At 72.0% G+C, this 21,299-nt stretch carries 25 protein-coding genes and 1 pseudogene; 18 read left to right on the top strand and 8 right to left on the bottom strand.

The features are described 5' to 3' along the window. Positions 1-94: 94 nt before the first annotated feature. Both ACFSC0_RS08285 and ACFSC0_RS08280 read right to left on the bottom strand, forming a co-directional pair. The gene (locus ACFSC0_RS08285) at positions 95-1,624 is read right to left on the bottom strand and encodes a response regulator (protein ID WP_377284066.1); all 1,530 of its coding nucleotides are present in this window, start codon (positions 1,622-1,624) and stop codon (positions 95-97) included. A gap of 43 nt (positions 1,625-1,667) precedes the next feature. After that, entirely contained in the window at positions 1,668-2,051 is a 384-nt protein-coding gene (locus tag ACFSC0_RS08280) for a helix-turn-helix domain-containing protein (protein WP_377355125.1), read from the bottom strand. 80 nt (positions 2,052-2,131) lie between these two features. Between ACFSC0_RS08280 and ACFSC0_RS08275 the strand changes: the two are divergent. From ACFSC0_RS08275 to ACFSC0_RS08260, 4 genes and pseudogenes are all read left to right on the top strand, one after another. Beyond that, positions 2,132-2,323, top strand: a pseudogene (locus ACFSC0_RS08275) (response regulator transcription factor); the annotation flags it as partial. A 127-nt stretch (positions 2,324-2,450) separates the two neighbouring features. Continuing rightward, entirely contained in the window at positions 2,451-2,798 is a 348-nt protein-coding gene (locus tag ACFSC0_RS08270) for a hypothetical protein (RefSeq protein ID WP_377284068.1), read from the top strand. Between the two features lie 200 nt (positions 2,799-2,998). Next, the gene (locus ACFSC0_RS08265) at positions 2,999-3,352 is read left to right on the top strand and encodes a hypothetical protein (RefSeq protein ID WP_377284069.1); all 354 of its coding nucleotides are present in this window, start codon (positions 2,999-3,001) and stop codon (positions 3,350-3,352) included. An 80-nt stretch (positions 3,353-3,432) separates the two neighbouring features. After that, the gene (locus ACFSC0_RS08260) at positions 3,433-3,852 is read left to right on the top strand and encodes a hypothetical protein (protein ID WP_377284070.1); all 420 of its coding nucleotides are present in this window, start codon (positions 3,433-3,435) and stop codon (positions 3,850-3,852) included. Between the two features lie 32 nt (positions 3,853-3,884). Here ACFSC0_RS08260 and ACFSC0_RS08255 read toward each other — a convergent pair whose 3' ends face one another. The 5 genes from ACFSC0_RS08255 to rsmI all read right to left on the bottom strand — a co-directional run bounded on the left by ACFSC0_RS08255 (position 3,885) and on the right by rsmI (position 8,634). Then, positions 3,885-5,420 carry a YifB family Mg chelatase-like AAA ATPase gene (locus ACFSC0_RS08255; protein ID WP_377284071.1) on the bottom strand — a complete coding sequence of 512 codons (1,536 nt, stop codon included), beginning with the start codon at positions 5,418-5,420 and terminating at the stop codon, positions 3,885-3,887. A gap of 137 nt (positions 5,421-5,557) precedes the next feature. Then, positions 5,558-6,505, bottom strand: a complete 948-nt coding sequence (gene gshB / locus ACFSC0_RS08250) for a glutathione synthase (protein WP_377284072.1) — start codon at positions 6,503-6,505, stop codon at positions 5,558-5,560. A gap of 52 nt (positions 6,506-6,557) precedes the next feature. After that, positions 6,558-7,373 (bottom strand): SirB1 family protein, encoded by an 816-nt coding sequence (locus ACFSC0_RS08245; protein ID WP_377284073.1) that lies wholly within the window; start codon positions 7,371-7,373, stop codon positions 6,558-6,560. Positions 7,374-7,390: 17 nt separating this feature from the next. Next, a complete protein-coding gene (locus ACFSC0_RS08240) occupies positions 7,391-7,765 on the bottom strand; it encodes a YraN family protein (protein ID WP_377284074.1) in 375 nt (124 codons plus the stop codon). After that, positions 7,762-8,634, bottom strand: a complete 873-nt coding sequence (gene rsmI, locus ACFSC0_RS08235; protein WP_377284075.1) for a 16S rRNA (cytidine(1402)-2'-O)-methyltransferase — start codon at positions 8,632-8,634, stop codon at positions 7,762-7,764. Before rsmI ends, ACFSC0_RS08240 begins: the two co-directional genes overlap by 4 nt. Positions 8,635-8,727: 93 nt before the next feature. Between rsmI and ACFSC0_RS08230 the strand changes: the two genes are divergently transcribed. The 14 genes from ACFSC0_RS08230 (at position 8,728) to trmB (ending at position 20,551) form a co-directional block, all read left to right on the top strand. Continuing rightward, on the top strand, positions 8,728-9,297 hold the full coding sequence (locus tag ACFSC0_RS08230) for a NifU family protein (protein WP_377284076.1): 570 nt from the start codon (positions 8,728-8,730) through the stop codon (positions 9,295-9,297). An 8-nt stretch (positions 9,298-9,305) separates the two neighbouring features. Continuing rightward, positions 9,306-9,848, top strand: coding sequence for a hypothetical protein (locus ACFSC0_RS08225; protein ID WP_377284077.1), 543 nt, complete (start codon positions 9,306-9,308; stop codon positions 9,846-9,848). Beyond that, positions 9,848-10,471 carry a tRNA (adenosine(37)-N6)-threonylcarbamoyltransferase complex dimerization subunit type 1 TsaB gene (gene tsaB, locus ACFSC0_RS08220; RefSeq protein WP_377284097.1) on the top strand — a complete coding sequence of 208 codons (624 nt, stop codon included), beginning with the start codon at positions 9,848-9,850 and terminating at the stop codon, positions 10,469-10,471. The genes ACFSC0_RS08225 and tsaB overlap by 1 nt, the downstream gene beginning before the upstream one ends. Next, a complete protein-coding gene (locus tag ACFSC0_RS08215) occupies positions 10,468-10,935 on the top strand; it encodes a GNAT family N-acetyltransferase (RefSeq protein WP_377284078.1) in 468 nt (155 codons plus the stop codon). The genes tsaB and ACFSC0_RS08215 overlap by 4 nt, the downstream gene beginning before the upstream one ends. A gap of 61 nt (positions 10,936-10,996) precedes the next feature. Beyond that, positions 10,997-11,368, top strand: coding sequence for a Fur family transcriptional regulator (locus tag ACFSC0_RS08210; protein ID WP_377284098.1), 372 nt, complete (start codon positions 10,997-10,999; stop codon positions 11,366-11,368). A gap of 209 nt (positions 11,369-11,577) precedes the next feature. Continuing rightward, on the top strand, positions 11,578-12,921 hold the full coding sequence (miaB, locus tag ACFSC0_RS08205) for a tRNA (N6-isopentenyl adenosine(37)-C2)-methylthiotransferase MiaB (RefSeq protein WP_377284079.1): 1,344 nt from the start codon (positions 11,578-11,580) through the stop codon (positions 12,919-12,921). Then, positions 12,918-13,865, top strand: a complete 948-nt coding sequence (locus ACFSC0_RS08200) for a PhoH family protein (RefSeq protein WP_377284080.1) — start codon at positions 12,918-12,920, stop codon at positions 13,863-13,865. Before miaB ends, ACFSC0_RS08200 begins: the two co-directional genes overlap by 4 nt. Beyond that, entirely contained in the window at positions 13,862-14,335 is a 474-nt protein-coding gene (gene ybeY / locus ACFSC0_RS08195) for an rRNA maturation RNase YbeY (RefSeq protein ID WP_377284081.1), read from the top strand. Before ACFSC0_RS08200 ends, ybeY begins: the two co-directional genes overlap by 4 nt. After that, positions 14,332-15,204 (top strand): hemolysin family protein, encoded by an 873-nt coding sequence (locus tag ACFSC0_RS08190; protein WP_377284082.1) that lies wholly within the window; start codon positions 14,332-14,334, stop codon positions 15,202-15,204. The genes ybeY and ACFSC0_RS08190 overlap by 4 nt, the downstream gene beginning before the upstream one ends. A 157-nt stretch (positions 15,205-15,361) precedes the next feature. After that, positions 15,362-16,951: an apolipoprotein N-acyltransferase gene (gene lnt / locus ACFSC0_RS08185; protein ID WP_377284083.1), complete on the top strand. Its 1,590-nt coding sequence runs from the start codon at positions 15,362-15,364 to the stop codon at positions 16,949-16,951. A 55-nt stretch (positions 16,952-17,006) separates the two neighbouring features. Further along, a complete protein-coding gene (locus ACFSC0_RS08180; RefSeq protein WP_377284084.1) occupies positions 17,007-17,429 on the top strand; it encodes a helix-turn-helix domain-containing protein in 423 nt (140 codons plus the stop codon). 116 nt (positions 17,430-17,545) lie between these two features. Continuing rightward, positions 17,546-18,766, top strand: coding sequence for a methionine adenosyltransferase (metK, locus tag ACFSC0_RS08175; RefSeq protein ID WP_377284085.1), 1,221 nt, complete (start codon positions 17,546-17,548; stop codon positions 18,764-18,766). Positions 18,767-18,932: 166 nt separating this feature from the next. Further along, a complete protein-coding gene (locus ACFSC0_RS08170) occupies positions 18,933-19,880 on the top strand; it encodes a ribose-phosphate diphosphokinase (protein WP_377284086.1) in 948 nt (315 codons plus the stop codon). Further along, a complete protein-coding gene (trmB, locus tag ACFSC0_RS08165; protein WP_377284087.1) occupies positions 19,877-20,551 on the top strand; it encodes a tRNA (guanosine(46)-N7)-methyltransferase TrmB in 675 nt (224 codons plus the stop codon). Before ACFSC0_RS08170 ends, trmB begins: the two co-directional genes overlap by 4 nt. Positions 20,552-20,654: 103 nt before the next feature. Here trmB and ppa read toward each other — a convergent pair whose 3' ends face one another. Continuing rightward, a complete protein-coding gene (gene ppa / locus ACFSC0_RS08160; RefSeq protein ID WP_377284088.1) occupies positions 20,655-21,185 on the bottom strand; it encodes an inorganic diphosphatase in 531 nt (176 codons plus the stop codon). Positions 21,186-21,299: the final 114 nt, after the last annotated feature.

The raw sequence follows: 21,299 nt of genomic DNA, 5'->3' as shown, positions 1-21,299 counted from the left end.
GGCCTCCGGCGGCGGGGTTTCCTCGCCCCCGCGCAGGCCGCCGAAGTTGGCGTGCGCCGCGCGCTGCGTCCAGCGGGCGCTAAGTCGCGGGGCGCTACCCCGCCCGCGCGCGCTCGGGCCGTCCGGTCCAGCCGGGCCGGGTCCAGCGGGCCAGGGCGGCGCGCAGGGCGGGCGGCGAGAGCGGCTTGACCAGGAAGTCGTCCATGCCGGCGGCCAGGCAGGCGTGGCGGTCGTCCTCGAAGGCGTTGGCGGTCAGCGCCACGATCGGCGTCGAGACGCCGGCCTTGCGCAGGGCCCGGGCGGCGTCGACGCCTGAGAGACCGGGCATCCGCATGTCCATCAGCACCAGGTCGAAGGGCGCCAGCTCCGCCGCCTCCAGCGCCGCCTGGCCGCTCGGCACGTGGGTGACGGCGCAGCCTTCGCGGGTCAGCAGGGCCCGGGCGAGGAGCGCATTGACGGGGTTGTCCTCGACCAGGAGCACGCGGGCGCCCGGGGCGATGGCGGGGGCGTCCCGCTCGTCGTCGTCGTGGCCCTTGCCGGCCGGCCCGCCGCCTCCGGCGGCCAGCACCCGCTCGGCCAGCGAGGTGCGGCGGAGCGGCTTGATGAGGTAGCCGGCGAATCCGGCCTGGCGGTAGCGGTCGATCCGGTCGCGCTGGGCCAGGTCCAGCAGCACCAGGGCGGTGCGCCCGGATGGGCGGCGCAGGGTGCGCGCGCCGTCGGAAAGGGCATGATCGAGCAACAGAACGTCGTCCGGGCCGGTGCTGGCGAGCAGGTCCTCGGCGGCCTCGGCGACGATCGCGCGCGCCCCGCAGGCCTCGAGCTGGCGGCGGGCCGCTTCGCGGACGATGGGATTGGGCGAGGCCAGGCCGACCGTCCGGCCGGCCAACGGCGGCTCAGGCTCCGAGGCCGCGATGCGCTCGAAGGCGGCCTCGAACCAGAAGGCGGCGCCGCCGCCGTCGGCGGCTCCGACGCCCACCTCGCCGTCCATGGCCGCCGCCAGGCTGCGGGCGATGGCCAGGCCAAGGCCCGCGCCGCCGAGCTGGGCGCCGTGGGCCGGATCGGCCTGGGCGAAGGCCTCGAAGATGCGCGCGCGGGCCTTGGGCGCGACGCCGGGGCCGGTGTCCTCGACCAGGAACCGCAGCCGCCCGCCCGGCCTGGCCTCGACGCTCAGCAGGGCGCCGCCGGTCTCCGTGAACTTGACGGCGTTGCCGGCGAAGTTGAGCAGGATCTGCCGCAGCCGGCCCTCGTCGGCGAGGATCTGGCCGATCCCGGCCGGGGCGGCCCAGGCGATCTCCAGCCCCTTCTCCTGGGCCCTGGGGCTGAGCAGTTCGCAGACCGAGCGCAGCAGGGCTTCGACGTCCATCGCAGCCGGGCGCAGTTCGACCTTGCCGGCTCCGAGGCGGGCGAAGTCCAGGACGTCGTTGACCAGCGACAGCAGGTGCTCGCCGCTCTCGCGCAACGCGCCCACGTAGGCGCGCTGTTCGGCCGTCAGCCGGGTGCCCTCCAGGAGGCGCGCCATGCCCAGCACGCCGTTCAGGGGCGTGCGGAACTCGTGGCTCAGCGAGGCCAGCTCCTCGGCGCTCACGGCGTTCGGCCGCGGCCGGCGCTTGGGTGTCGACGTCATCGGCCCCGCTGTAGCCCGGACCGGCTTAACGGGTCGTGTGCCCTCAGGCCTCGCTGCGGGCCATGTCCTGGGCCAGGGCGAGCAGGGCGGCCCGGCTGCGCGGGTTGCGGATCGCGGCGAAGGCGCGGGCCACTTCCAGCGCGCCCGGCACGGCCAGGGCCGCGAAGACCTCGTCGTCGCCCGCGCTGGTCTCGTCCTCGCCGACCAACCAGCCGACGCTGGTCTCCAGCGCCGCGGCGATCGCCACCAGCTTGGAGCCGGAGACCCGGTTGGCGCCGCGCTCGTACTTCTGGACCTGTTGGAAGGAGACGCCGATCCGCGTGGCGAGCTCGGTCTGACTCATCTTGAGGTAGATTCTCCGTGACCGAATTCGGGCGCCGATCGCCACATCCACGACATCTGGCCGATCTGAATCTCGGTCTTCCATCCCACCCCCCCGGGACAACTGCATGCACGTGCGATAGAGTAAGTAGACGAAAGTGCGTGTGAGTCCTTATTGTTCTCGCTATGCGCGAGGCTGACGTAACGCAAGACCCGAAGATCGAGCTCTTGACGCCGCGAGAGCGCGAATGCCTGCGCCTCGTCGATCAGCATCTCTCCTCCAAGCAGATCGCCCGCCAGCTGGGGATGTCGAAGACATCGGTCGACACCTACTGCGACCGCGCGCGCCGCAAGCTCGGGGTCGGCGACCGCTACCAGGCCGCACGGCTGCTGGCGCGGCACGACCAGGCCGCGCCTGTCCTGACCGGATCAGGACAGGATGCGATCAGGACAGACAGCCCCGCCGACCCGTGGCCGGATCGCCCCAGTTCGGGAGGAGCGATCCATGGACACCTTCGAGAAGACCTGCGGCGACCGTACGGCCATCCACCAAGCCATCCAGCTGAGGGCGGAGATCGAGTCCTTCCAGAGCCGCTGGCCCACCCAGGAGCCGCGGCGCCTGGAGGAGGAGCCGATGCCGACCTTCTCGTGGCAGCAGCTCGAGCGGCAGCTCTTCGATCTGGCGGCTACACCCGCTCAGGCGGAGCTGGCGGAGCATCTCGTCTCGGCCACCCGCAAGATGTCGCGCTTCAAACCGCCGGAAATGGTGTTGCGCGAGATCCTCTGCCTGACCTGGGTGCTGCTGGACGAGAACTTCCGGCCGGGCGAGGAGCTGGAGGACTCCATGGCCTAGGAGTCACCGCGCGCCTGGGGATCATCCTGGGCATGGCGGTCGCCTCGGCGCTGGCCTTCGGGGCCATCCTCGCCGGCCTCCAGGCCCTCAAGACCCTGGTCTAAACCAAGCCGAAACCCTTTCGGCCCACCTCGAAATAACCCCGATACACGAAAACCATCTGAGCGCGCCGCGGACGGGCGGCGCGAAGGAGCCGACTCATGCTCAAGCAACGCCGGCAGTTCGCCGAACAAGTCGCCACCAGCCTGTTCGAGGCCGAGGACGCCATCGACGCCGCGCTCGCCAAGTGCGCGGCCCTGGCCGGGGTCATGCCGCTGCGCCGCAAGGAAGCCGGCCTCTCGGCCCTGGTGGGCCAGGATGCGGTGGAATGGACCAGCCGCTCGATCGCCGCCCTCGCCGAAGCCCGCCGGGCGATCTGCGAGGCCCACAAGCAGCTCGACGAAGCCAAGACCCAGATCGGTCTGGGCGCCGTGACGATGAATGACGCGGGCGCCACGAAGCCGCCGTCGGGGGCGCTCATCCGCCCCAACCTCCGGCAGGTCGACGCCGCCTAGCCGGCGCGACAGCCGACTTGAATTCCGGCCCGAGGGCTGCGCAAGTCGAGCGGCTCGACCACTCGGCTTGCAACCCTCGGATGCTCGTCTCCACGATCGGCAACATCGTCCAGTTCACGATCTGCTTCCTCGCCCTCTGGCGGGGCGGCCGAGATGAACGGATCGTCGCTGCGGCCCTGCTGGCCAACACTCTCGCCAGCAAGCTCGCCGTCAGCAGCGACTGGGTCGAGCCGGAGTACCTGGTGCTGGTCGCCGACATGGCGCTGCTGACGGTGCTCGTCACGCTGGCGCTCAGGACGACGCGGTGGTGGGTCCTCTGGTGCGCGGCGTTCGAGTTGCTGATCGTGATCACTCACGTGGCGATCGTCGTCGATCCCACGGTCCGGGCGCGCAGCTACGTCACCGGCATGATCATCTGGAGCTACATGGTGCTGTTGCCCCTCGGCTTCGGCGCCTGGGAGACCTGGCGCGGGGCCGGTCGCAGGCAGGCCCCGTCCTAGCGGTCCGCAGGGCGCCAGGTCACCGGGGCGCGTCAGCCCAGCGCGGCCGCCGCCGCCGGCGCGCCGACCCGCCGGTAGATCAGCGCCTCGGCGACGTGGACGCGCCGCACCGCGCCGGCGCCCTCCAGGTCGGCGATGGTGCGGGCCAGACGCAGGGTGCGGGTCCAGCCGCGGGCGGTGAGGCCGCCGGCCTCGGCGGCTCTCGAGAGCAGCGACCGGGCGGGCGCGTCGAGGGCGCAGATGGCCTCCAGCCAGTCGCCGTCGGCCTGAGCGTTGAGGGGCGGCGCGCCGCTCCCGGCGCCGGCCGCGCGCTCGCCCGACAGCGCCCGGGCGGCGGCGACCCGCGCCGCGGCCTCGGCGGTGCCCTCGGCCGGCGGCGGCAGGGCCAGGTCCGCCGCGGTGACCGGCGGCACCTCGATCTGCAGGTCGATGCGGTCCATCAGCGGGCCCGAGACCCGGCGCTGGTAGTCGCCCTGGCAGCGCGGCGCACGTCCGCAGGCGCCCTTGCCGGCCCCGCCCAGGCCGCAGCGGCAGGGGTTCATCGCCGCCACAAGCTGGAACCTGGCCGGATAGCGCACGTGGGCGTTGGCCCGGGCGACCATCACCTCGCCGGTCTCCAGCGGCTGGCGCAGCGAATCCAGCGCCTGGGCCGAGAACTCCGGCAGCTCGTCGAGGAACAGCACGCCGTTGTGCGCCAGCGAGACCTCGCCCGGCTTGGCGCGCAGGCCGCCGCCGGTGAGCGCGGCCATGCTGGCCGAGTGGTGGGGCGCGCGGAACGGCCGGGCCCTCGTCAGCTCGCCCTTGGCGATCAGGCCGGCCACCGAGTGGACCATGGAGGTCTGCAGCAGCTCCTCCGGGGAGAGCGGCGGAAGCAGGCCCGGCAGCCGCTGGGCCATCATCGACTTGCCCGAGCCGGGCGGGCCGACGAAGGAGATGTTGTGGCCGCCGGCCGCGGCGATCTCCAGCGCCCGCTTGGCGTTCTCCTGGCCCTTCACCTCGCGCAGGTCCGGGACCCGCTCGCCGTCGCGCATCCGGCCGGGTTCCGGCGCGGCCAGGATCTGCCCGCCGCGGAAGTGGTTGACGATGGCGATGAGCGACGGGGCGGCGAGGATCTTGGTCTCGCCGGCCCAGGCCGCTTCCGGGCCGCAGGCCTCCGGGCAGATCAGGCCCAGCCCCATGCCGCCGGCCGCGATCGCCGCCGGCAGCGCGCCGGCGACGCCGACGATCCGCCCGTCGAGGGACAGCTCGCCCATGGCGGCCCACTCGTTCAGGACGTCCGGCGGCAGGACCCCCATGCCGGCCATCACGGCCAGGGCGATCGGCAGGTCGTAGTGGCTGCCTTCCTTGGGCAGGTCGGCGGGGGCGAGGTTGGCGATGATCCGCTTGCCCGGCAGCGACAGGCCGAGCCCCATGAAGGCGGCCCGCACCCGCTCGCGGCTCTCGGCGACGGCCTTGCCGCCCAGGCCGACGAGGACGAAGGCGTGTTCGCCGCGGGTGAACTGGACCTCGACGTCGACGCGGCGGGCCTCGACGCCCTCGAACGCGACGGTGACGACCCGCGCCGCCATCTCCCCTCCCACGCCGAAAAAGTCCTTAGTTATCCACATCCTGAGCACGCAGGACGGCTCAGATCAAGAACAAATATCGAACTTACCGGGAAAGCGAGACGGTTCTGTAACTTAGACGTGCAACCGGCGTGCGGGACTCAGCCTTCCGCCCGAAGCGCCTCAATCCGCTGCCACATGAGGTCGGTGGCGTCGACGCCGGTGAACCGCTTCAGCTGCTGGGCGCCGGTCGGCGAGGTGACGTTGATCTCGGTGAGGAAGTCGCCGATGACGTCGATGCCCACGAACAGCAGGCCCCGGCGCTTCAGCTCCGGCCCGATGATCCCGCACAGCTCCAGGTCGCGCGCCGTCAGCTCGACCGGCTGGGCCGTTCCGCCCACCCGCAGGTTCGAGCGCACCTGCCCGGCGTTGGGCACCCGGTTGATCGCCCCCACCGGCTCGCCGTCCACCAGCAGGATCCGCTTGTCGCCCTTGGAGACGGCGGGGAGGAACTTCTGGGCGATCAGCGGCTCGCGGCCGATCATCGCGTGCAGGTCGAGCATGGCGTCGAGATTGGGATCGTCGGCCATCAGCCGCGCCACGCCGGAGCCGCCGCCGCCGTAGAGGGGCTTGAGCACGATGTCCTTGTGGCGTTCGCGGAAGTCGTAGATCGCCGCCACGTCGGAGGTGATCAGGGTCGGCGGCTGGACGCCGGGAAAGCCGGTCACGAACAGCTTCTCGGGCGCGTTGCGCACCTCGGCCGGGTTGTTCACCACCAGGGTCTTCGGATGGATCCGCTCCAGGAAGTGGGTGGTGGTGATGTAGGCCATGTCGAACGGCGGATCCTGGCGCAGCAGGACGACGTCGTAGTCCGAGAGGTCCACCCGCTGTTCGGCGCCGAACGTGGCGTGCGCGCCCTTCACCGGCTGGACGGTCACCGTCCGGCCGCGGGCGGTCACCCGGCCGTCCTCGAGGGACAGCTTGTCGGGCGTGTAGACGAACAGGCTGTGCCCCCGGTCCTGGGCCGAGAGCATCATCAGGAAGGTCGTATCGCCCTCGATGTTGATCCCTTCCAGGGGGTCCATCTGGACGGCGACCTTCAGGCTCATGGGGCTCTCCTCACAGCGAAGGTGAGGAGATAGGCCCGCGAAGCCCCCGGCGCTAGTTCAGCCGGAGCCGAACCCGTTCGCGCTGGGCGCGGGCGGCCAGCGCCGCGCCGCCGTCGAGGGTGGTCGCCTTGGCGAGCGCCTCGAGCGCGCCGGCCAGCGCCCCCTGCCCTTCGCGGGCGGCGGCGACGTCCAGCCAGGGCCGGTGGTCCTTGGGATCCAGCAGGGCCCGGCGCAGGGCGGCGCGCTCGGCGCGGGCGAAGTCCTTCACCGCCGCCGCGCGGGCGAAGATGTTGTTCTGCAGCCGAATCAGCACGGCCCGGTCGGGCACCGGCGCCATCAGCCGGTCGAGCCGGTCGGCGACGTTGGGAGTCAGGCCTGCGTGCAGCGCCCGGCGGGTGAGCTCGGACGGCAGCACCACCCGGCCCTCGCTGAACGGGTCGAGCGCCAGCGGGCCTTCGTCGGTCTCGATCCGCAGCAGGAAGTGGCCGGGGAAGTCGACGCCCTGGACGACGAGGCCGCAGCGGCGCGCCACGTGCAGGTAGTAGATGCCCAGCGCCACCGGCAGCCCCTTGCGGCGGGCGGCGACGGCGACGACGTCGGCGTTGTCCGGGTCTTCGTAGGTGAACAGGTCGCCGGACAGGCGCAGGTCGCCGGACAGGGTCTCGGCCAGCGCCTCTTCCGGGCTCTCGCTGGACAGCCGCTGGGTCAGGCGCTCGACGCCGGCCTGGGCCAGGTCGCGCGCCGACTGCGGGTCGCGCTCGGGTTCCTCGTGCACGGCGCAGGCGATCGCCGCCTCCAGCAGGGGGAAGTCCCCGTCGGAGGCCTCGCCCGCCTCTGTCAGGATGGTCTCGGCGTCGTCGCGCGTCATTCTGATCGTGGTGTGTATCACGTGCCGTTCCAGGCGTCGGGATGATGCCTGGGGAGCTTACCCGGAGCGAGCGCGAGAAGATCGAGGCGAACCGACGCACCCGCCAGGGTAGGCCGTCTGGCCGCGATCGCCGCGCCGGCGCGGCGGAGCCGCTCGCGCTGATCGGGCGCGACCGCCTCCAGCGCCTCGATCAGCCCTGTGCGACGCTTCACCTCGACCACCGCCAGCACGCCCCGGCGGTAGGCGAGAAGGTCGATCTCGCCCTGCGGCGTGCGCAGGCGAAAGCCCAGGATGCGGTAGCCCTTCAGCATCAGCCAGAACGCCGCCAGCACCTCGCCGCGGCGTCCGGAGCGGCGCGCGGCCGCGCCGCGGGCGCTGCGCGCCTGGCTCATCGCTCCGCCTCCTTCAGGGCCATGGCGCGGCGGTAGAGGTCGCGGCGGTTCAGGCCCAGCGCCTTGGCGACTTCGGCGGCCGCGTCCCCCGGCTTCAGCCGGGTCAGGGCCTCGGCCAGCGCCCGGTCGGCTTCGTCGGCGGTGGCGGCGGCCTCGCGGCCCGGCCCCACCAGCACCACGATCTCGCCCTTCGGCGCCTGCAGGGCGGGGTCGGCGGCCAGGTTCGGCAACGGGCCGCGGATCACCGTCTCGTAGAGCTTGGTGAGCTCGCGCGCGACGACCGCCTCGCGGGGGCCGAACACCTGGGCCATGTCGGCCAGGCTCGCCGCCAGCCGCGAGCCGCCTTCGAAGAAGACCAGCGTCGCCCGCACCCCGGCCACCTCCTCGAAGAAGCTGCGCCGCGCGGCCGACTTCGGCGGCGGAAAGCCGGCGAACAGCACCCGGTCGGTGGGCAGGCCCGCCACCGACAGGCCCGCCAGCAGCGCCGAGGCGCCCGGGATCGGATAGACCCGCGCGCCAGCCTCGACCGCCTCGCGCACCAGCCGGTAGCCGGGGTCGGAGACCAGCGGCGTGCCGGCGTCCGAGACCAGCGCGACGCGGCCGCCCTCGGCCAGCGCCGCCATCACCTTGGGCCGGACACGCTCGGCGGCGTGTTCGTCGTAGCGCTCCAGCTTGCCGGAGACGCCGTAGGCGGCGAGCAGTTTGCCGCTCACCCGGGTGTCCTCGGCCAGGATCAGGTCCGCGCCCTTCAGCACGTCCAGCGCCCGCAGGGTGATGTCGCGCAGGTTGCCGATCGGCGTCGCCACGACGTAGAGGCCCGGCGCCAGCGGCGCGTCGGACAGGGGCGGCGGCGGGACCGGATGGGCCATGGGGCCAGGGATCGACGATCCCGCGCCGTCGCGCAAGCGCGCTCGCCCCTGCGGTGACTTGCACCGCGGCCCCGCGCGGGCCACATCTTGCCCATGTTCATCCAGACCGAAGCCACCCCGAACCCCGAGGTGCTGAAGTTCCTGCCCGGCCGCGACGTCATGGGCGAGGGCTCGCGCGACTTCCGCAACGTGGACGAGGCCGCGGCCTCGCCGCTGGCGACCGACCTGTTCGATATCGAGGGCGTCACCCGGGTCTTCTTCGGGCCGGACTTCCTGACCGTCGGCAAGCATCCCGGCGCGGCCTGGGCCCACCTGAAGGCGCCGATCCTGGCGGCCATCATGGACCACTTCACCTCCGGCCGGCCGCTGTTCGAGGACGCCGGCGCCGCGGGCGGCCACGCCGAGACGGCCTACGAGGGCGACACCGCCCAGGTGGTGGCCGAGATCAAGGAGCTGCTGGACACCCGCATCCGCCCGGCCGTGGCCCAGGACGGCGGCGACATCCTGTTCGACCGCTTCGAGCCGGACACCGGGGTGGTGTGGCTGAACATGCGCGGCGCCTGCTCGGGCTGCCCCTCCTCGAGCGCCACCCTGAAGGCCGGCGTCGAGAACATGCTCAAGCACTACGTGCCCGAGGTCACCCGGGTCGAACAGGCCCTCTGACCGGCTCCATGCGCACGCTTCCGGCTGTCCTGGCGGGCCTTTCCGCAGCGCTCGCCACGCCCGCATTCGCGGCCGACGACGACTGGCCGGAGATCAAGTCCGCTCCGTTCGGCGCCGTGCGGCCGTGGGGCGCCTTCGCCCACTACGGCGGCCGGGCCGAGGCCGCCTACACCCGCGGCGTGACCCTCTATGCGGCCCGCAAGGGCGATGCGCCGGTGCTGGTCGCCCGCCGCGTGCGCGCCCAGGGCGGACCCGCCTACATCGACTGGACCGATACCCGCAGCTGCCCGGCCCTGGCCGAGGCCGCCCGGCGCCTGGAGCGCCTGCAGATGCCGGGGCTGGACGTGCCGGGGATCGGCAAGAGCGCCCCCGCCGGGCCGGCCGCCGACGGCGACAGCTACCTGCTCTGGGCCGACCAGGCGCGCTGGCGCAACGGCCGCAGCGCCTCCATCGAGGTGCGCGGCTCCGACGGCTCGGCCCTGGCGGACTGGATGCAGGACACGTTCGCCAGGCTCGACGGCTGCTGGCGCCTGGAGCGCCCCAGCCTGTGATCGTCCTCGGCATCGACACCTGCCTGGGCGCCTGCGCGGCGGCGGTCCTCAAGGACGGCGAGGTGCTCGCGACCCGCAGCGAGCCGATGACCCGCGGCCACCAGGAGCGGCTCGCGCCCCTGGTGCGCGAAGTGATGGACGAGGCCGGGGTCGCCTTCGAGGCGCTGGGCCGCGTCGGCGTGACCGTCGGCCCCGGCTCCTTCACCGGCCTTCGCGTCGGCCTTGCCTTCGCCAAGGGGCTGGGCGCGGCGCTGGATATCAAGGTGGCCGGCGTCGGCGCGTTGGCGGCCCTGGCCGAGCCGGTCGCCGGATCGGTGATCGCCGCGATCGACGCCAAACGGGGCCAGGTCTACCTGCAGGCCTTCGCCGACGAGGCGCCGGTCAGCGCGCCGGACGTGCTGGCCGTCGAGACCGCCTTCGCCCGGGTCGCCGAAATGGCCGCGGCCGGTGCGCCGACCCTCGTCGGACCCGGCGCGGGCCTGCTGGCGCCCGCCGCGCCTGGCGCGCGGGTGATCGAGACCGAGGCCGCCGATCCCGCCGCCGTCGCCCGGCTGGCGCTGGCGGGCGGCGCGGCGCGGCCGCTCTACCTGCGGGCGCCCGACGCCCGCCTGCCCGGGGCATGAGGCTGCGCGCCGCCGCACCGGACGAGGCCGAGCTGCTGGCGGCCCTGCACGCCACGGCCTTCGAGGCCGGCTGGCCGGCCGGGCTGATCGCCGATCTGATGACCGCGCCGGGCGGGGCCGCCCTGGTGATCGAGGACGACGCGCCGCAGGCGATGATCCTGTTCCGGGCGGCCGGCGGCGAGGGCGAGATCCTGACGCTGGCCGTCGATCCCCGCCGCCGCCGCGCGGGCCTGGGCGGGATGCTGGTCGAGGCCGCGTGCGGTTTGGCGCGCGAGGCCGGCGCGCAGGCCCTTTTCCTGGAGGTGGCGCACGACAACGCCGCCGCCATCGGGCTCTACCGGCAGGCCGGCTTCGCCGAGGTCGGACGGCGTCCCGGCTACTACGACCGCGGCGGCGGAGAGCGGGCCGACGCCCTGGTGATGCGGCGCGATCTTAACAGCGCGCTCCCAAACCCCTATCCTTGACGACGAACCGAGGAGGACCAGCGTGAGCGGCCGTATCGAAGCGCTCTGCGCCGAAAAGGGAATGCGCATGACCGAGCAGCGCCGGGTGATCGCCCGCGTGCTGTCCGAGGCGCACGACCACCCGGACGTGGAGGAGCTCTACCGCCGCGCCCACACCGTGGACCCGCACATCTCCATCGCCACCGTCTATCGGACCGTCCGGCTGTTCGAGGAAAGCGGCATCATCGCCCGCCACGACTTCCGCGACGGCCGCTCGCGCTACGAAGAGGCGACCGAGACCCACCACGACCACCTGATCGACATGAAGACCGGCAAGGTCGTGGAGTTCGTCGATCCGGAGATCGAGGCGCTCCAGGAAGCCATCGCCCGCAAGCTCGGCTACAAGCTGGTCGACCACCGGCTGGAACTCTACGGCGTGCCGATCGAGGACTAGCCCCGTCCCTCCCCTTCAGGGGAGGGCCGAGTCGGCGAAGCCGACCGGGGTGGGGAAGTCTCGCGCCCCGGAAGCGCCGGACTTCCAGCGCCCTGCAAGACCCTCGCTCCCCCACCCGTCCCGTCGCTTCGCTCCGGGCCACCCTCCCCATGAAGGCGAGGGAAGGGGCTGTGCTTGCGATCACAGCGCCCTGACCCCATAACCGCGGCATGTCCGAGAGCGCGCCCGCCAAGGGCCTCTACATCAAGACCTACGGCTGTCAGATGAACGTCTACGACAGCGAGCGCATGGCCGACGTGCTGGCCCCGCTGGGCTATGGCGTGGTGGACGATCCGGCCAAGGCCGACCTGGTGGTGCTGAACACCTGCCACATCCGCGAGAAGGCCACCGAGAAGGTCTATTCGGAACTGGGCGTCATCAAGCGGCTGAAGCAGGAGAAGGCGCAGGCCGGCTCGGCCATGACGATCGCCGTGGCCGGCTGCGTCGCCCAGGCCGAGGGCGAGGAGATCATGCGGCGACAGCCGGCGGTGGACCTGGTCGTCGGCCCGCAGGCCTATCACCAGCTGCCGGAGCTGATCGCCCGCGCCCACCGCGCCCGCGGCGAGCGGCTGGCCGCCGACTTTGCCGCCGAGGAGAAGTTCGACGCCCTGCCGACCGAGCGGCGCGCCTCGGGCGTGACCGCCTTCCTCACCGTGCAGGAGGGCTGCGACAAGTTCTGCACCTTCTGCGTGGTGCCCTACACCCGCGGGGCCGAGTGGTCGCGGGCGCCTGAAGCCATCGAGGCCGAGGCCCGCAGCCTGGCCGAGGCCGGGGTGCGCGAGGTCACCCTGCTGGGCCAGAACGTCAACGCCTATGCGGCGGACGGGCTGACCCTGGCCGGCCTGGTGCGGCGCCTCGCGAAGATCCCCGGCCTGGACCGCATCCGCTATACGACCAGCCACCCCAAGGACATGGGCGAGGACCTGATCGCCGCCCACGGCGAGGTCGAGGCCCTGATGCCCTATCTGCACCTGCCGGTGCAGGCCGGCTCGGACAAGATCCTGCGGGCGATGAACCGCGCCCACAGCGCCGAGAGCTACCTGAAGCTGGTTGAGAAGATCCGCGCCGCCCGGCCCGACATCGCCCTTTCCGGCGATTTCATCGTCGGCTTCCCCGGCGAGACCGAGGCCGACTTCGAAAAGACCCTGCAGATCGTCCGCGACGCCGGCTACGCCAGCGCCTTCTCGTTCAAGTATTCGCGCCGCCCCGGCACGCCGGCGGCCGCCCTGCCCGGCCAGATTCCGGACGAGGTGAAGGAGGAGCGGCTCGCCCGCCTCCAGGCGCTGCTGGACGAGCAGCAGCGGGCGTTCAACCTCGCCCAGGAAGGCCGCACCCTGCCGGTGCTGTTCGAAAAGCCCGGCCGCCACCCCGGCCAGATCATCGGCCGCAGCCCCTATCTGCAGTCGGTGCACGTCAGCGCGCCGGATCGCCTGATCGGCCAGATCGTTCCTGTGAAGATCGCAAGCGCCGCCAGGAACAGCCTGGCCGGCGAGCTCGCCATGGAGACCGCTTGAGCCGGGCCCCTGAGTTCATTTCGCTGTCCGACGCGGCCGTGCGCGCGGTCTCCGGCGCCGGCAGCCGCCACGCAGCGCTCATCGAGGACGCGTTCGGCGTGCTGGTGGAGACCCCCGGCGGCGGCGTCTCCCTGAGCGGCGAGACCCGCGCCCGGGCGGCCGCCAAGCGCGCCGTGCAGGCGATCGCCGAGCGGGCCGACAAGGGCCTGGAGATCGGCGAGGCGGACGTGCGCGTGGCCATCGGCAACGCCCGCACCGGCCAGCAGGGCCCGGGCCTGCCCTCCGGCCGCCGCGGCCAGGTGGCGCCCAAGACCGCGGCCCAGGCCCGCTACCTCGAGTGCCTGAACCGGTGCGAGCTGGTGTTCGGCCTGGGCCCGGCCGGCACCGGCAAGACCTTCCTGGCGGTCGCCCACGGCGCGGGCCTGTTGATGCGCGGCGAGGTGGACCGGCTGATCGTCTCGCGGCCGGCCGTCGAGGCGGGCGAGCGGCTCGGCTTCCTGCCCGGGGACCTGGCCGAAAAGGTCGACCCCTACATGGCGCCGGTCTGGGAGGCGCTCACCGACATCATGGGGGTCGAGCAGTTCCGCCGCCGGCGCGAGAAGGGCGAGATCGAGCTGGCCCCCATCGCCTTCATGCGCGGCCGGACCCTGTCGCACGCCTACATCATCGTCGACGAGGCGCAGAACGCCACGCGGCTGCAGATGAAGATGGTGCTGACCCGCATCGGCGAGGGCGCGCGGATGGTGGTCACCGGCGATCCCACCCAGATCGACCTGGTCAACTCCGCCGACTCCGGCCTCGCCCATGCCGTCGGGCTGCTGGACGGGGTCAAGGGCGTCGGCGTCGCCCGTTTCGCCACCGAGGACGTGGTCCGCCATCCGATGGTGGAGCGGATCGTCCGCGCCTACGAGGCGGACGCGGCCAAGCAGAGGCGCAAGGATTGATCGAGGTCCAGATCGACGACGACGCCTGGCTCGAGGCATTGCCCGAGGTGAAGAAGCTCGGCTTCGCCGCGGCCGACGCGGCCCTGTCCTTCCTGCCGCCGGAGATGGGGGAGGATCTGGGCCTGGTCGTCTTCCTCACCGACGACGAGACGGTGCGCGACCTCAACGAGCGGTTCCGAGGCAAGGACAAGCCGACCAACGTGCTGTCCTTCCCCTCGCCGCCGGGCAACCCGGAAGGCCACATCGGCGACATCGCCCTCGCCTACGGCGTCTGTGCGCGGGAGGCGGAGGAGCAGAACAAGCCGCTGGCCGCGCACCTGCAGCATCTCGTGGTGCACGGGGTGCTGCATCTAGTAGGATACGACCACGAGACCGACGAGGAGGCCGACAAGATGGAAGGCCTCGAGCGCATCATCCTGGAAGGGTTGGGGGTCCCAGATCCGTACGCGGCCGGGGCCAGGGAAGCATGACAGACGAGGACGACCAGAGTACCTCCGGGCCCGCCGCCGTCAGGCCGAGCCGCGGACTGCGGGCCCTGTTCCGGAAGCTGAGGCGTCGGGATTGGGAGGTGACGGAGCCGGCCCATCCCCCCTCGAACGGCGCCGACCTGGTCAACCAGGCCGCCGCCTTTCAGTCGCTGAGCGTCGAAGACGTCATGACTCCCCGGGCCGACATCATCGCCCTGGAGCTCTCCACCCCCTTCCATGAAGTCGTCGAGCGGTTCGTCGAGGCCGAGCATTCGCGGATGCCGATCTTCCGCGAGACGCTCGACGATCCGGTCGGCGTGGTCCACGTGAAAGACATCTTCCGGCTGCTGGCCGCCGACACCGGCCGGCCCGCCGCCGACGAGCCGGTGCTGCAGAAGGTGCGCCGCGACGTACTCTATGTGCCCGGCTCGATGCGCGCCGCCGACCTCCTGCTGCGCATGCAGACCACCCGCCAGCATATGGCCCTGGTGATCGACGAGTTCGGCGGCACCGACGGCCTCGTCACCCTCGAGGACCTGGTCGAATCCGTGGTCGGCGAGATCGAGGACGAGCACGACGAGGCCGCCGTCACGGCCATCGTCCCGCGCCCGGGCGGCGTCTTCGAAGCCGACGCCCGCGCCCCGCTCGAGGAGCTGGAGGCGGCGCTCGAGGCCGACCTCGCCTCGGCCGACCTCGACGAGGAGATCGAGACCGTGGCGGGCCTGGTCACCGCGCTGGCCGGCCGCGTGCCGCAGCGCGGCGAGGTCATCGCCCACCCGGGCGGCTACGAGCTGCAGGTGCTCGACGCCGACCCGAGGCGCGTCAAGCGCGTTCGCATCACGCCGGCGGCCCGGCCGCAACTGCCGGAGTGAGGCCGTCGTCGTTCCGACCTCTCCCTCCGCCTGAGGAGGGAGAGGGTAGGGTGAGGGAGGCCCGGCGGCTCAGCTGGCGCGGCGCCTCAGCAGGCCCCTCACCCTACCCTCTCCCCGCGTTGCGGGGAGAGGTCTGGCTAAGCTCGGAGCTTCGGCTGTGATCCGGACCTCCCAACTCCTCTCCACGCGCTGGGGCGTCCTCGCGCTCGGCGTGGCGGCCGGCCTCGCCGCGGGTCTGGCCCATCCGCCGTTCGGCCTGCTGCCGGGCCTGCTCGGCTTCGCGGCGCTGCTGATGTTGGTGGACCGGGCGGACTCCGCCCGCCCGCTGCGCTCGGCCTTCTTCCGCGGCTGGGCGGGGGGCCTGGGCTATTTCGCGATCAGCGTCTGGTGGATCGCCGAGGCCTTCCTGGTGGAGATCGAGCTGCACGGGTGGATGGCGCCCTTCGCGCTCGTCTTCCTGTCCGGCGGGCTGGCGCTGTTCTTCGGCCTGGCGGCCCTCGCCTACCGCGCCAGCGGCGCCCGGGGCCCGTGGCGGGTGCTGGTGTTCGCCGGGACGTTCGCGGCCCTGGAGTGGGTGCGCGGCCACATCTTCACGGGTTTCCCCTGGAACCTGCCCGGCGAGGCCTGGCGGGCCGGGGGGCCGCCGTCCCAGGCCGCGGCGCTGGTGGGCGCCTATGGTCTGACCTGGATCACCGTCGCGCTCGCCGCCGCGCCCGCCACCCTGTTCGACCGGGGCGGGCGCATCGGCCGGCTGCTGCCGCCCGCCCTGGCGCTGGCCGCCCTCGCCGGCCTCTACGGCTACGGCGCGGCCCGGCTGGCCGGCGCGGCGCAGACCGCCCCCGGCGCGCCGTTGATCCGGATCGTCCAGGCCAATGTCGACCAGAAGGAGAAGTGGCGGCCGGAGAACCTGCCGACGATCTTCTCCGACTACATCCGCCTGACCACCCAGCCCGGGCAGGAGCGGCCTCAGGTGATCGTCTGGCCCGAGGGCGCCCTGCCGGCGGTGATCAACGATCTGGTGGCCCCGGGCTCCCCCTACGGCCCGGCGCTGGCCGAGGCCCTGGCTCCGGGCCAGGTGCTGCTGATGGGCGCCAATGCGGCCGAGCTCCAGCCGAGCGGCGACTACGACTACTTCAACAGCCTGGTCGGCTTCCGGCGCGAGCCCGACGCCCTGGTCTTCGCCGGCCGCTACGACAAGCACACGCTGGTGCCGTTCGGCGAGTACCTGCCGCTCGGCGACCTGGCCACCCGGCTCGGCATCCGCAGCCTGGTGCACATGCCCGAGGACTTCACCGCCGGCCCGCCGCCCGCGCCGCTAAGCCTGCCCGGGCTGCCGACGGTTCAGCCGCTGGTCTGTTACGAGGCCCTCTTCCCCCGCACCACGTCACGCGCCGCCGCGCGGTCCGGCGTCAGGCCCAGCTGGATGCTGAACATCTCCAACGACGCCTGGTTCGGCGCGACCAGCGGGCCCCTGCAGCACCTGAACCTGGCCAGCTACCGGGCCATCGAGGAAGGGCTGCCGATGCTGCGCTCGACCCCGACGGGGGTGTCCGCCGCGATTGACGCCTATGGTCGCATCCTGCCGGGCGAGCGGCTGGGGCTGAGGCGCGCCGGCGTCATCGACGTACGGCTTCCTCCCGCCCTGAAACCGACCCTCTACAGCCGCTTTGGTGAAGCCACTTTGTTGGTAATGCTCGCGATATCGGCGTTCGCGGCAGGCCTAGCGCGCTATCGTAGAACCTGTTAGCTGGGCAGTGGCTTCGCCATTTCGTCACCAACGAAGGTGCGCTTTAATGTCCGTCATGGCCAAGGAACTCGAGCTCGAACGCTCGCCCAACCCGATCGACCGTCACGTTGGGTTGCGGATCCGACTCCGTCGCAAGGAGCTCGGCGTCAGCCAGGAGAAACTGGCCGACCAGATCGGCCTGACCTTCCAGCAGGTCCAGAAGTACGAGCGCGCCGCCAACCGTGTCTCCGCCTCCAAGCTCTACGAGATGGCCCGGGCGCTGAACACCTCGATCTCCTACTTCTACGAAGGCCTGGGCGATCCGGGCGCGGCGGAATCCAACCACGTCGCCCCGTCGGTGCACGATTTCCTGCTGACTCCCGAGGGCATGGAGCTGGCCGCCATCTTCCCGCGCATCCGTAGAGGCCGGGTGCGCCGTCGCATCCTCGATCTGGTCCGCGCCATGGCCGAGGAAGGCGAGGAGGACAGCGAAAGCTGATCCTTCGCGGCGGGCCTCGCTTGGCATCGCATAAGGAAGTCTTTATACGGCTCCCGCGCCAGCCCCGCGCGCGCTGACTCGCGCGGCCGCGCCTCGTCCCCGGGAGCACCAAAGACTTGAGCCGCACAGATTACATCTTCACCAGCGAAAGCGTCTCCGAAGGCCACCCCGACAAGGTCGCCGACCGCATCAGCGACACCGTGGTGGACGCCTTCCTGGCCGCCGAGCCCGAGGCCCGGGTGGCCTGCGAGACCCTGGTGACGACCAACCGCATCGTCCTCGCCGGGGAAGTGCGCGCCGGCAAGCCGGGCGGCTCCAAGGCCGAGAACAAGGCCCTGACCAAGGACATCGTCCGCTCGCTCGAGCCGAAGGTGCGCCAGGCGGTCAAGGAGATCGGCTACGAGCAGAAGGGCTTCCACTGGTCCAAGGCCAAGTTCGCCTGCTTCCTGCACGAGCAGTCCGCGCACATCGCCATGGGCGTCGACGCCGCCGGGGCCAAAGACGAGGGCGCCGGCGACCAGGGGATCATGTTCGGCTACGCGTGCGACGAGACGCCCGAGCTGATGCCGGCGACGCTGCAGTACTCGCACAACATCCTGCGCCGCCTGGCCGAAGTGCGCCGCTCGGGCGAGCGACCGGAGCTGGAGCCCGACTCCAAGAGCCAGGTCACCCTGCGCTACCAGGACGGCAAGCCCGTCGAAGTGCTGAAGATCGTCGTCTCCACCCAGCACAAGAAGCGCCTGGGCCTGCAGCTGGCCACGCCCAAGCGGATCGAGGCGCTGATCCGGCCCTACGTCGAGAGCGTCTTCCCCGACGGCCTGATCACCAAGAAGACCAAGTGGCTGGTCAACCCGACCGGCCGCTTCGAGATCGGCGGGCCGGACGGCGACGCGGGCCTCACCGGCCGCAAGATCATCGTCGACACCTACGGCGGCGCGGCCCCGCACGGCGGCGGCGCCTTCTCGGGCAAGGACCCGACCAAGGTGGACCGCTCGGCCGCCTACGCCTGCCGCTACCTGGCCAAGAACGTGGTCGCCGCGGGCCTGGCGCGGAAGTGCACCATCCAGATCAGCTACGCCATCGGCGTGGCCCAGCCGCTGAGCTTCTACGTCGACCTGCACGACACCGGCGAGGTGGACCCGCGCAAGCTGGAGGAGATCCTGCCCCAGCTGATCGGCGGCGCCACCCCCCGGGCGATCCGCGAGCACCTGGGCCTCAACCGCCCGATCTACGCCCGCACCGCCGCCTACGGCCACTTCGGCCGCACGCCCGACAACGAGGGCGGCTTCTCCTGGGAGCGGACCGACCTGGTCGAAGAGCTGAAGAAGGTGGCGTGAGCGCCAGCTACGCTGACGCGAACTGTTCGACCTCTCCCTCCGCTCGCGGAGGGAGAGGGTAGGGTGAGGGAGGCCGCCGGCGCCATCGCAGCGCCGGCCCCGGAGGCCCCTCACCCTACCCTCTCCCCGCTGCGCGGGGAGAGGTCTGGAATGCGAGGACCTGACCTTGAGCGAGATCGCCATCTTCAGCGGTACGGCGCACCCTGAGCTCGCCGCGGAGATCTGCGAGCACCTGGAGGTCCCGCTGCTGCCCTCGCGGCTGACGCGGTTCGCCAACGACTGCCTCGAGGTCCAGCTGCAGGCCAACTGCCGCGAACGCGACGTCTTCCTGATCCAGCCGATCGTCGCGCCGGTGCAGGAACACCTCGTCGAACTGTTCCTGATGCTGGACGCCGCCAGGGGCGCCTCGGCCGCGCGGATCACCGCGGTGATCCCCCACTTCGCCTATTCGCGCTCGGACAAGAAGGACGCCCCGCGCATCTCCATCGGCGGGCGGCTGGTGGCCGACCTGCTGGTCGCCGCCGGGGCCAACCGGGTGCTGACCATGACCCTGCACTCGCCGCAGGTGCACGGCTTCTTCAACATCCCGGTCGACCACCTGCACGCCCTCAAGGAGCTGGCCGCCTACTTCCGCCGCTACGACCTGACCCACGCCGTGGTGGTCTCGCCGGACCTGGGCAACGCCAAGGAGGCCGCCGCCTTCGCCCGCATGCTGCGGACCGACGTCGCCGCCGGCGCCAAGCAGCGGTTCTCGGACGACAAGGTCGTCATCAGCTCGATCATCGGCGAGATCGAGGGCCGCGACGTGATCGTCCTCGACGACGAGATCGCCAAGGGCACCACCGTCGTCGAGCTGATGGACCACCTGCGCCGGCAGGGCGCGCGCTCGATCCGCATCGCCTGCACCCACGGCCTGTTCGCCGCCGGCGCCCTGGAGCGGCTGGGCGGCATGGACGACGTGATCGAGATCGTCTGCACCAACACCGCCCCGATCCCGCCGGAGCGGCGGACGGACAAGCTGAAGATCCTCTCCGTCGCCCCGGCCCTGGCCGAGGCGATGCGGCGGATCCACAACGGCGAGAGCGTCAGCGTCCTGTTGCAGCCCGACGCATGAGCGAGCCCCACCCGCCGCTGCGCTCCTACGGGCGCATGAAGTCTCGGCCGATCAAGCCGCGGCAGGCGGCCCTGATGGACACCCTGCTGCCTAAGATCCGTGCGCCCGCCGAGCCGTTCGAGCCGCGCGCGCTGAAGCCCGACGCGGCGCAGGTCTGGCTGGAAATCGGCTTCGGCGGCGGCGAGCACATGGCCGCCCAGGCCGCCCGCCGGCCTGAGGTTCTGGTCATCGGCGCCGAGCCCTTCCTGAACGGCGTGGCCAGCGCGGTGCGGCACGTGGACGAGCAGGGGCTGGGCAACGTCCGCATCCACGACGGGGACGCCCGGGCGCTTCTGGAGCGGCTGCCGGACGCCTGCCTGGAGCGGGTGTTCATCCTGTTCCCCGACCCCTGGCCCAAGGCGCGCCACAACAAGCGCCGGCTGATCCAGCCGGAGGTGATCGAGGAGCTCGCGCGGGTGCTGACGCCGGGCGGGCGCCTGCGGTTCGCGAGCGACTGGGCCGACTACGTCGACTGGACCCTGGAGCGGTTCCTGCAGAGCCCGCACTTCGCCTGGCCGGCCGAGCGCGCCGACGACTGGCGAACGCCCCCCGCCGACCACATCACCACCCGCTACGAGGAAAAGCGCCTCGGCGACTGCGCGCCGGTGTTCCTGGATTTCGTCAGGCGGTGACGGATGACGGCGACGGGTCGCCGCGCCAGCGGCCACCTGTCACCACCCGCTGGCAAGGTGACAGGTGGCGGCGCGAGCGCCGCAACCCGTCACCGATAGCGCGCTACTTCCTCGCGCCCGCCTCGATGGCGCGGCGGATCATGTCGAAGGTCTCGTCCGGGTCGGCCCAGTGGCTGACCTCGACGCTCTTGCCCTTCTCCAGGTCCTTGTAGTGGCTGAAGAAGTGGGCGATCTGCTCGGTCAGGATCACCGGCAGCGAGCGCCAGGATTCCACGCCGCGCCAGAAGGGGTGCAGCTGGTCCACCGGCACCGCCAGCACCTTCTCGTCGCCGCCAGCCTCGTCGGTCATGATCAGCGCGCCGACCGGGCGGCAGCGGATCACCGCGCCCGGCACCACCGGCGTCGGGCCCACCACCAGGATGTCCAGCGGATCGCCGTCGTCGCCCAGGGTGTGGGGGATGAAGCCGTAGTTGCCGGGGTAGTACATGGCCGTGTGCAGGAAGCGGTCGACGAAGATCGCCCCGCTGGCCTTGTCGAGCTCGTACTTCACCGGCTCGCCGCCCTGCGGGATCTCGATGACCGCGTTGACGTCGTAGGGCGGGTTTTCGCCGACGGGGATCTTGGAAAGGTCCATGGGAGAGGGCCTGTACTGGGGAGTTTGCGAGGCGCCCCCCTTAGGACCAAAAGCCGCGCCGCGTAAGCCCCCGCCCCTCATGAAGGAGGAGGGCTGACAAACCCGCCTTCGGCC

Source organism: Phenylobacterium terrae, from assembly GCF_042681205.1.
GTDB classification, from domain to species: Bacteria; Pseudomonadota; Alphaproteobacteria; order Caulobacterales; family Caulobacteraceae; genus Phenylobacterium; species Phenylobacterium terrae.
This window is presented reverse-complemented; position numbering and strand designations above follow the sequence as displayed.